The sequence below is a fragment of the Sulfuricaulis sp. genome, assembly GCF_049587675.1.
GTDB lineage: Bacteria > Pseudomonadota > Gammaproteobacteria > Acidiferrobacterales > Sulfurifustaceae > Sulfuricaulis.
The window spans coordinates 1-8,981 of the sequence record NZ_JBAVEJ010000216.1 but is presented as its reverse complement, the minus strand read 5'-3'; the positions used below and the strand labels follow the sequence as shown (position 1 = coordinate 8,981).

At 59.8% G+C, this 8,981-nt stretch carries 11 protein-coding genes and 2 pseudogenes; 3 read left to right on the top strand and 10 right to left on the bottom strand.

Going from position 1 to position 8,981, the window contains the following annotated elements; genetic code table 11:
- Nucleotides 1-321: 321 nt before the first annotated feature.
- The 6 genes from msrA to WB402_RS11240 all read right to left on the bottom strand — a co-directional run bounded on the left by msrA (nt 322) and on the right by WB402_RS11240 (nt 5,309).
- Nucleotides 322-792, bottom strand: coding sequence for a peptide-methionine (S)-S-oxide reductase MsrA (gene msrA / locus WB402_RS11265; protein WP_424207891.1), 471 nt, complete (start codon nt 790-792; stop codon nt 322-324).
- Between the two features lie 201 nt (nt 793-993).
- Complete coding sequence (locus WB402_RS11260; RefSeq protein ID WP_424207889.1) at nt 994-2,229, bottom strand: diguanylate cyclase domain-containing protein; 1,236 nt, start codon at nt 2,227-2,229, stop codon at nt 994-996.
- A 66-nt stretch (nt 2,230-2,295) separates the two neighbouring features.
- A complete protein-coding gene (locus tag WB402_RS11255) occupies nt 2,296-3,114 on the bottom strand; it encodes an inositol monophosphatase family protein (RefSeq protein ID WP_424207887.1) in 819 nt (272 codons plus the stop codon).
- A 4-nt stretch (nt 3,115-3,118) separates the two neighbouring features.
- Nucleotides 3,119-3,325, bottom strand: coding sequence for a ChaB family protein (locus WB402_RS11250; RefSeq protein ID WP_424207885.1), 207 nt, complete (start codon nt 3,323-3,325; stop codon nt 3,119-3,121).
- A 167-nt stretch (nt 3,326-3,492) separates the two neighbouring features.
- Nucleotides 3,493-4,272: an ABC transporter permease gene (locus tag WB402_RS11245; protein WP_424207883.1), complete on the bottom strand. Its 780-nt coding sequence runs from the start codon at nt 4,270-4,272 to the stop codon at nt 3,493-3,495.
- 125 nt (nt 4,273-4,397) lie between these two features.
- Nucleotides 4,398-5,309 carry an ATP-binding cassette domain-containing protein gene (locus tag WB402_RS11240; protein WP_424207881.1) on the bottom strand — a complete coding sequence of 304 codons (912 nt, stop codon included), beginning with the start codon at nt 5,307-5,309 and terminating at the stop codon, nt 4,398-4,400.
- Nucleotides 5,310-5,378: 69 nt separating this feature from the next.
- On the opposite strand from WB402_RS11240, the gene WB402_RS11235 reads away from it, so the two are divergent.
- Nucleotides 5,379-5,918, top strand: coding sequence for a hypothetical protein (locus WB402_RS11235; protein WP_424207879.1), 540 nt, complete (start codon nt 5,379-5,381; stop codon nt 5,916-5,918).
- 45 nt (nt 5,919-5,963) lie between these two features.
- Here WB402_RS11235 and WB402_RS11230 read toward each other — a convergent pair whose 3' ends face one another.
- A complete protein-coding gene (locus WB402_RS11230; protein ID WP_424207877.1) occupies nt 5,964-6,302 on the bottom strand; it encodes a type II toxin-antitoxin system PemK/MazF family toxin in 339 nt (112 codons plus the stop codon).
- Complete coding sequence (locus WB402_RS11225) at nt 6,292-6,519, bottom strand: AbrB/MazE/SpoVT family DNA-binding domain-containing protein (protein ID WP_424207875.1); 228 nt, start codon at nt 6,517-6,519, stop codon at nt 6,292-6,294. Before WB402_RS11225 ends, WB402_RS11230 begins: the two co-directional genes overlap by 11 nt.
- Before the next feature lie 240 nt (nt 6,520-6,759).
- Here WB402_RS11225 and msrB point away from each other — a divergent pair, with 240 nt between their 5' ends.
- Together msrB and WB402_RS11215 are read left to right on the top strand one after the other, a co-directional pair.
- Entirely contained in the window at nt 6,760-7,326 is a 567-nt protein-coding gene (msrB, locus tag WB402_RS11220; RefSeq protein ID WP_424207873.1) for a peptide-methionine (R)-S-oxide reductase MsrB, read from the top strand.
- A 224-nt stretch (nt 7,327-7,550) separates the two neighbouring features.
- On the top strand, nt 7,551-8,132 hold the full coding sequence (locus WB402_RS11215; RefSeq protein ID WP_424207871.1) for a cell wall hydrolase: 582 nt from the start codon (nt 7,551-7,553) through the stop codon (nt 8,130-8,132).
- A 53-nt stretch (nt 8,133-8,185) separates the two neighbouring features.
- Here WB402_RS11215 and WB402_RS11210 read toward each other — a convergent pair.
- Both WB402_RS11210 and WB402_RS11205 read right to left on the bottom strand, forming a co-directional pair.
- Nucleotides 8,186-8,740 (bottom strand): annotated as a pseudogene (locus WB402_RS11210) (NADPH-dependent FMN reductase).
- 33 nt (nt 8,741-8,773) lie between these two features.
- Nucleotides 8,774-8,981 (bottom strand): annotated as a pseudogene (locus tag WB402_RS11205) (glutathione-regulated potassium-efflux system protein KefB); the annotation flags it as partial.

Sequence of the window (8,981 nt, the reverse complement as noted above, 5' to 3'; positions counted from 1 at the left end):
GCCCACGGTGGAATCCGAAGAAACTGCCGCCTGAGCGCGCGTACCGGTATCCGGAAATTCAAAACCCCGCGTCTGCGGGGTTTTGTTCGCCCCATCCCTGGAGCTCACCCACGCCGCGTAGCGGCTCGGGCCACCGGGCGGTCTTTGCTCCGTTAACGGTGCATCCCTGCACCACTTCTCGCTACGCTCCGCTGTCCACAAAATCGTCCGGAACGATTTTGTGGACATCCCATGGGGATGGCCCGAAGGGCCCGCGCCAAGGACGGCGCGGGCAAAATCGCTCCAGGCGATTTTGTGCTTTTTTGAAGGGGAGTTACTGGCTCAGATGTGACAGCTCGCGAGTCCGCGTTTCTCCAGGTAGCGCTGGTGATAATCCTCGGCCTTGTAAAACGGTGCGGCCGGGACGATCTGCGTAACGACAGGATTGCGGAACTTGCCGGATTTATCGAGCCGTTCCTTGGCCGTGCGTGCTGCCGCTTCCTGAGCCGGCGAGTGAAAGAAAATCACCGAACGATATTGCGATCCGACGTCCGGTCCCTGACGGTTGGGCGTCGTGGGGTCGTGCAATTTCCAGAACGTCTCGAGTAATTGCTCATAGGGCAGCTGCGCGGGATCGAACGTGATTTCCACCACTTCGGCGTGGCCGGTGGTGTCCGCGCAGACGTCCTGGTATGTCGGATTGTCGGTTTTGCCGCCGCAGTAGCCGACCAGGGTGGAAACCACGCCGGGAATGCTCCGGAAAGTCGCTTCCACGCCCCAAAAACATCCTGCGCCGAAAGTTGCTTTTTCCATGTTCCTCTCCGTGAAAATTTATCCTCTACACACTGACCGTCGCTAAAGCCTAACGTTCGCAGAAGGATATATCAAAGATATGCATCCGGGCCGCGGCATGAGTGAACGCCGGCTTTAGCCTTGTTGGAGATGGGGTTATTGGCGGCGACAGCGTTAAAAGCTGCCCCGAAACAAAAGCTTATTGAGCTGGACAGAGACCAGCTAGACGACCACGACTTGGCGTTGACCCTTGAGCTTGAGATTGACCAGGGCCTCGTCGGCACGCCGCAGCATCTGCCGCGGCTCTTCGCCAGGCGAATAGAACGTGAGCACGCCGCCGAACCCGGGCAGGGGGTAACTGCGCCCCTTGAAGCTGAAATGCGATTCCTTGGCGCGCTTGCGTACCTTTTCCAGTGCACGCATGGCGTCTTCGCGGTCGGTGCTGGGCAGCAGCACAGCGAACTCATCCTTGTTGTAGTGCGCCACCATGTCGTAGCTGCGGAAGCCGCGCAGGATTTCGTTGGCATAAAGTTGCCGCGCCGCGTTCGCGACCTCCTGTCCCTCAGTGTCGTTAACGGTCTCGGGACTGTCGATGTCGATCAGCGCCAGCGCCAGCGGATTGCCGTGCCGCTTCACGCGCTCGACTTCGGATTCGATCTGTCGCAGCAGCACATCGCGCTTTGGCAGGCCGAGGGCTTTCTTGGGGGGCTTATCGCCGGTCCGGGCACGCTTGCGCGCCATGTTGAGATCGGTCCGCAGCTGTTCGCGCTCGGCCTCGATCATCTTGAGATAGGTGTTGGCGTCCGACAGCTTTTGCGAAAGCGTCTCGCGTTCGCGCATCAGCTCGTCCATGCTGTTCGTCACCATCTGACGCAGCTGATTCAGGTTCTGGTTGGCGCCTTCACTGGCGGGACGGTGCGTTTCAGGAGCTTCCATCGCCAATGCCGGTTTCGATTCGAGCACGCCCTGGTTTTCCATGACCGCGTTCTCCGTGGAATGGGAAGTGACTGTGGGATGAGGGATCAGTTTCGCCTCTGGTTTCGTGGGCGATGCCATCCTGGGTTGGGCCGCCGCGGGCACCGGTTCGGGCGTGGCCGGAAACGGCTCTGGCGGCTTCGCGGATTTTACCGGAGCGGCGCGACCCGGCTGCAGATACAGGGCCAGATGCTGCTGAATCAGCCGCGCCCGGATGCGGATCGGGGATGGTCGCGAAGTGTCCCGGGCGAAGGCCAGCAGCAGGTCATGCAGGTGGGCGATGCAGGAGGCATTGACGTAACCGCGCTGCTGGCAGTTCAGAAGGGCGTTGTTGATCAAATGAAGCAGCTGAGCGCCATCCGGATGGTTCTTGAGATGCTCTTGGTGTCGCGCCATGGCGCGTGACAGACCCGCGTCGACGGCAGGAAATTCGCCGGCAACCAATAATGCACTCCTAGGGGGTTCGGGGATTTTCAACGTCATTTCTTTAACATAATGTAACTGTTGAGAGAAAAAATAACAATATATTGAGTTGCATCGGCATGAGGGCTAACGCTCCTTCTTGAAATGTTTCACCAGACGATCCACCAGGGTGGGTTTGCCGAAGACCGATCCATAGACCCAGCCCAGCGACGGGACATCCCAGGTGCGGACCACGGTGAATTTGCCGCCGGCTTCCTCGATGAGAATCCGGCTCGCGGCGAAGTCCCAGATGGGGTTGCCGTAGTCGACTGTGGCGTCGGCTTGCCCCGTGACCGCGCAGGCGTGGGCAAAGCAGCTGCGGTAGATGCGGTGGTTCGGATGCGCGCGGGTCAAAGCGTCGAACAGGTGTCCGTCGTCGCTGTATTTGATGAAGTTGGCGCGTGCCGGGAGCATCACGCGTTCGGTCCCGTCGATGGCGGCGGGATCGAGGTCGGTGAGCGTCACGTGTCGGCCGTTGTAATGGGCGCCGAGGCCGAAGGCCGCGCTCACCCGCATATCCAGCACCGGATGGTCGATAACCCCCACGACCGGCTCGCCACGGTAGTGCAGCGCGAGAATGCTGCCGAAGGTGGGCAGGTGCTGGACGAAGTCCTCGGTGCCGTCGATCGGGTCCATGATCCACTGATACGCCGCCTGCGGGTTCGCGGGCGGGTATTCCTCGCCGATGATGCCGTGATCGGGAAAATGCAGGTGAATCAGTTCGCGCAGGTGCGCTTCCACTTTCAGGTCGACACTGGTGACGAAGCTGTTGTCGGGCTTGCGTTTCACCTCGAACCCGGCTGCCAGCATTGACAGCACCAGCGAACGCGCCGCGGAGGAAAATTCCAGCGCCTTGATGTGGAAGCGCTCGATGTCGTGCGCGGGGATTTCGTTGCGGATGTCCATGCGTTTATTTTTCCACCCATTCCTTTCCGATTTTCACATACTGTTTCTTCACTGCCGACCACGCGACCTTGTGCGCGACCACCTCGCGATCCTCACGGCTCGCGTATTCCTCCCAGGCGTTGTTGAACGCCGCGAGGTAAATCTCCTGTGCGTGCGCCGGCAGATGGCTCCTCACCGATGCCGGCAGATCGGAAATATCGGCATAAGGCATAGGCGGTTTCCCGTCACTTAAAGGGTCGTCTTGCCCGCCCCCGACTACCCCATTCGAGGGCAGGCTTCGGCGGAGCCCCCTTTGATTGTCATGACCGCGGAGGCGGGCATCCAGGCTTTTTACAGTCGCGTAACGCGGAGCGTTGCGCACCATAATCTTCGCCTTCGCTACACCAGCAACCGCTTGCGCGTCAGCCGCACCGCGATCAGGTAACCCACGATGCCATAGCCCGCGAGCACCGCCAGATGCAGCACTACGTTGCTGAGCGGCAACCCCGCCACCAGCGGCCGGATCAGGTCAACGGCATGTGCCAGCGGCAGCAGCTGCACCAGCGATTGTAACGCCACCGGCAGCGAAGTCACCGGATAAAACACGCCCGAGAGGATGAACATCGGCGTGAGCACGAGCGTGACGTAATAGTTGAAAAAGTCGTACCCTGGCGCGAGCGCGCTCATGATCAGCCCCATGCCCGAGAAACACAGGCCGATCAGGAACAGCACCGGCGGCACCCACAGCGCGTGCCAGGTGTGCACCGCACCGAGAAACGCCGCCACGATCAGGATCGCCGTGCCGCTGATGACGCACTTGGTCGCGCACCACAGCATCTCGCCCGCGAGAATGTCCTGCACTTCGAGCGGCGTGGTGAGGATCGCCTCGTAAGTCTTCTGCGGAATCATGCGCGTGTACACCGAGAACATCGCTTCGAAGCTGGCCGTGTTCATGGCGGACGACGCGAGAATGCCGGAGGCGAGGAAGGTGAGGTAGGGCATGTGCATCATCTCGCCGATGAACAGCCCGAGGCCGTAGCCGAGGCCGAGCAGATACAGGAACGGCTCGCCGAAATTAATCAGAATGCTGGGCAGCATGAGCTTGCGCCACACCAGCGTGTTGCGCCGCCACACCGCGAGCGCGGCGTCCTGAAAGCGCGGAAGAAAAAGATTCACCATGATCGAAACCTATCTAAAAAATTCTTCCTTCTTGGTTGTCACTCCAAGGACCAATCTTTTTTGGTTGTCACCCCCGCGAAGGCGGGGGCCCAGGTTTTGAAAAATAGATTCACACATTAATTCTTTCAATCCCTCAACTCCCTTCCCGTAAGTTTCAGAAACACGTCCTCCAAATTCGCCGGCCGGTGCAGGAACGTAAGCTGTGATATGCCCTCCAGGCGCTTGACCACGGCGCGAGCGTCGCGCGTGTAGTAGTAATAGGTATCGCCCACAGCCTCGAAGCGCCCCTCGCCAGCGGACGCCAGCGCCTGGCGCGCGAGTTGCTCCTCGCCGCGCACCTCGATCACTTCCGGTTCCGCGTGTTTCTTGATCAGCGCCGCCGGCGTGCCCTGTTCCAGTATCCGCCCCTGGTCCATGATGATCAGCTCATCGCACAGGCGCTCGGCCTCTTCCATGTAATGCGTGGTGAGCAACAGCGTCTTGCCGGCCTGGCGCAGATCGCGCAGCCGCCCCCAGATCATATGCCGCACCTGCGGATCGAGCCCGGTGGTCGGTTCATCCAGCACAACGAGTTCGGGATCGTTGACCAGCGCGCGGGCGAAGGTCAGACGCCGCTTCATGCCGCCGGAAAGCGTCGCGATGCGCGCATCCGCGCGGTCCATGAGATCGACGAACGCCAGCAGCTCGCGGATGCGCGCATCCAGCGTCGCGTTCGGAATGCCGAAATAGCGGCCGTAGACGCGCAGGTTTTCCGCGACGGTGAAATCGGGGTCGAGGTTGTCCGCCTGCGGCACGACGCCGGTGCGCGCGCGCACCTCGCGTCCCGCCTGCGGGATCGGCAGGCCGAAAACGCGTATCTCGCCGCCGCTCACCGGCGACTGGCCGAGTAGCAACCGCAGCGTGGTGGTCTTGCCCGCCCCGTTCGGCCCGAGCAGGCCGAAGCAGCGCCCGGCTGATACGTTGAGATCGATCCCGCGCACGACCTCACGGCCGTTGTATTGTTTGCGCAGACCTGTGATTTGCACGACGGAGGACATGGGGCATACTCTACCGGGTTACGAGCGCAAACGGAATTTGGTTCCTAACCAAAACTCACATGGTACGTCGTGAAAACGATTTTAGAACTAGCCAATTATATTCGTTTCCAGCTTGCTGAACTGCGAACAGCTAACAAGCATCACGAGTTTGAACACCTTACCAGGCAGTTCGCGCGACTTCGGATCTGCGAAAACATTTTGCCAGCAACCGGCCCAGTGGGTGCTGGTGATGATCAAGGACGAGATTTCGAAACTTATAGGACCTATCTGGCTTCCACACCGATTGCTACGTCTTCTTTTTTAGGAATTGCTGGAGACAAGGAACTTGTGTTCGCATGTTCCCTTGAGCAAAAGATAAAAGGGAAGATCAAAGAAGATATAACGACAATATGCAGTGGCCAAGAGGTAATAGACACAATCTACTATTTTTGTGAGTCGGATCTTCCAGTTTCCCAGCGACGTCACCCCCTCTTGATCGCGCCGATGTGGCGTGGATGGGCGGCAGCGCCAGCGCGTGGCGCGGCGAGCGTGGAGGAGTTACAGAAGAACTGGAAGGATTTTCTCGCGCAGGGCGGCAGGACGGTTCTGGTTGACCGGTCGAGTGCTTGAGTGGGTTTGGCTGCGTACGTAACTCGGTAGGCGAGGACGGCGCCCTCATAGATCAAGCGCCGATTTCAGCGCACGGCTTACCGCCCTCCGGTCTTTTTCTGAAAGCTCTCCGCGCTTGGTAATGATGAAGCGATGGTCGAGAGTAAAGAGCTTCATGCGTACGACCGAGGGAGCCGGAAGACCGGCGGCGACGAGATCAGAAATGGGCACGTCGAGTGGCCATGCTGGGTTCTGCGCACTCGTGATCATCGCCATGACACTGTGACCGACCTTGCGGCCAAAAGCGGCATGGCTCGATAGCACCAGAGCCGGCCGGCGTTTTACCTGTGCCTTGTCCGTGAAGGGAAACGGGACGGTGACCACCTCGAAGCGGTCATAGTCCACGGTAGGCCTCTTCGTCTTCCTTCGACAGCCACTCGGTCAGCGTGCCCTCGAGGGATTTGGCGTACTCCCTGTCGAGCGCCGTGGCGCGCCGCACCGTGATAACGTCGTTCTCGATTTCGAAAACCACCGCATCGCCGGGCTTGAGGCCCAGTTTGCGGCGGATGGCGAGCGGGATCGTCGCCTGGAATTTGCTGGTGAGCTTGGAAAGCTGCTGCATGGGGTAACACCCTGCTTACAGTAATGAAGTAATACCGTAATACTATCAGACTCTATGGAGGAGGCAATGGGAACTACCAACAAATGAAAAATTGGTAGCAAATTGGTAGTTCAAAAACTCAGCCACTTGGCTGATGCAGGTGGTAGGAGCAATCAGGTGAACACCGCCCCGGTCATCCGGTCAAACAAAGCGTATCAGCAACCCGTGGGGCCATCGGCAGGCTCTGCAATCGGAGGTCCAATGAAACGGCGAAATCTTCTGAAAGGCTTGGCGGCCGCGCCGCTCTTGGTCGCGCCGGTGTGGCGCGGATGGGCGGCAGCGCCAGCACGCGGCGCGGTGAGCGTGGAGGAATTGCAGAAGCACTGGAAGGATTTTCTCGCGCCGGGCGTCGACGTGGCGCTGACGACCGAACCGCTCAAGCGCTCGAACGAAGAGTGGAAGAAGATTCTCAACCCGGCGCAATATAACGTGTTGCGTGAAGAGGGCACCGAGCGCGCTGGCAGTAGCCCGTTGAACGATGAAAAGCGGCCGGGCGTTTTCGTGTGCGCCGGCTGTGGCCTGCCGCTGTTTACGTCCGCGATGAAATACGACAGCGGGACCGGCTGGCCGAGTTTCTTCACCGCCATTCCCGGCGCCTTTGCCACGAAGAAGGACGGCTTCCTGATATATACGCGGACCGAGTACCATTGCGTACGCTGCGGCGGCCATCACGGGCACGTGTTCGATGACGGTCCGCCGCCCACCGGTCAGCGCTGGTGCAATAATGGGGTGGCGCTGCGCTTCATCCCGAAGGCCGGCAAAGCCTGATCTTCGCTATCTAAGAGAGAGATCGGAGTGATTAAAAAATTGCCCTTATCTCTTTAAGTTCCCGCCTAGCTGAATCCGTCGATTCCAACGCAAGCCGCGCCATTGATCCGGGCGCCCGTTCCACTGGTCCGCGCTGTTCTGGCGGAGTGGACCACGGAATCCTAGCTTAGGGTGATGGGGCGGGGGACACTACATCCGGCCCCGCGTGGGGAGACGCCGGAGTCATGCGCAAGAAACGTTTTTTCAAGGTCCGCTTTTATCGCCGCGCCTCACCGCTTTTGCGCGGGTGGCAGAGCCTAAGCCTTTACTGGTACACAACGGACAAGGGCCCGCTGATTTTTATCTTCGTGATCGGCCTGGTCGTGACCACGTTCGGTTATTTCATGCACTCGGCTTTCACCAGGCAAGACGATGTGAAGAATCTGACTTGTCTTGCGTTCAACGTGTACTTCGAGGCACGCGGTGAATCCGAGGCCGGTCAATACGCGGTGGCCGAGGTCACCATGAACCGTGTGGCCTCGGGCCGCTACCCGGACACGGTCTGCGGCGTGGTGAATCAGAAGAACTGGGATTCGCTGCGCCATCGCTACGTGAGCGCCTTTTCCTGGAACGAACTGGACGAACGACCGTCGCTCGAGGACGAGACCTTCCGGCGTGCCTGGGAAGTCGCCGAAGCGGTTTACTACGGGCGTTATACGCCGACGCTCGCGGGCGCGCTGCATTACCATGCCACGTACATCAAGCCCAGCTGGGCCCGCGGCAAAAAACCCGTCGCGCGGATCGGCCAACATATCTTCTACAGATAGCGCAGGTCTGCGTGCTGCGCCTGGTTCAGCTTCCTGCCACTGAACCCAGTGGTTTAAGAGCGCGCCACAAACGCCGCGAACTGTTCGACATAAACGCGCAGGCGTTCGCGCAGTTCGTTGTCCGTGAGATAGCCTTGCTCGTCGAATATTTTTCCGGCGCCGGGAATGTAGAGGTTTTTCCCGAAGAAGGGACGGGTGCCGAGCGTGCGCAGGATCGGCAGCCATGCCGTTTGTGAAAATGCTGTGCCCATGCCGCCGGGCGTGACGCCGATGAGCCCGACCGGTTTACCACCGAACACCCGGCTAATGTCGGACGCGGGACGGGACAGCCAATCGATGGCGTTCTTGAAGACACCGGGAATGGAATTGTTGTGCTCGGGCGTGACCAGCAACAGCCATCCGCGGCGGCAACGCGGTCTTTCAATGTCGCCACCGGTCTCGGAATGCCTTGCTCGGCTTCCATGTCGCCGTCGTAGAGCGGGATTTCCCTGATCGATTCGATTTGAATCGCGCAACCGGCCGGTGCCAGTTCAGCGGCGGTGCGCAGCACGGCGGCGTTGTTACGAGGCGCGCCGCAAACTTCTGGATAAGCCGATGATCGTGGTCATGTTTATTCCTCCTTGCCTGAATTATTCGGCCCATCATGATTTGTCTCTTGACGAGGTGTCTTCTTCAAACAATCGTTCAAGCTCCTCCGCGCCTTGTCGCGCGGCAGCGATCAGTTGAGCTTCGTCGTGATAAATTTTGTGCTGGCGTTCAAGCAAGGCCTCATCGTGCTGGCGGAACCGGTGCACGGCTTCGTTTGCCTCGGCTTCCGTGTGTCCCAGCGCCATCAGCACGTCGCGCGCC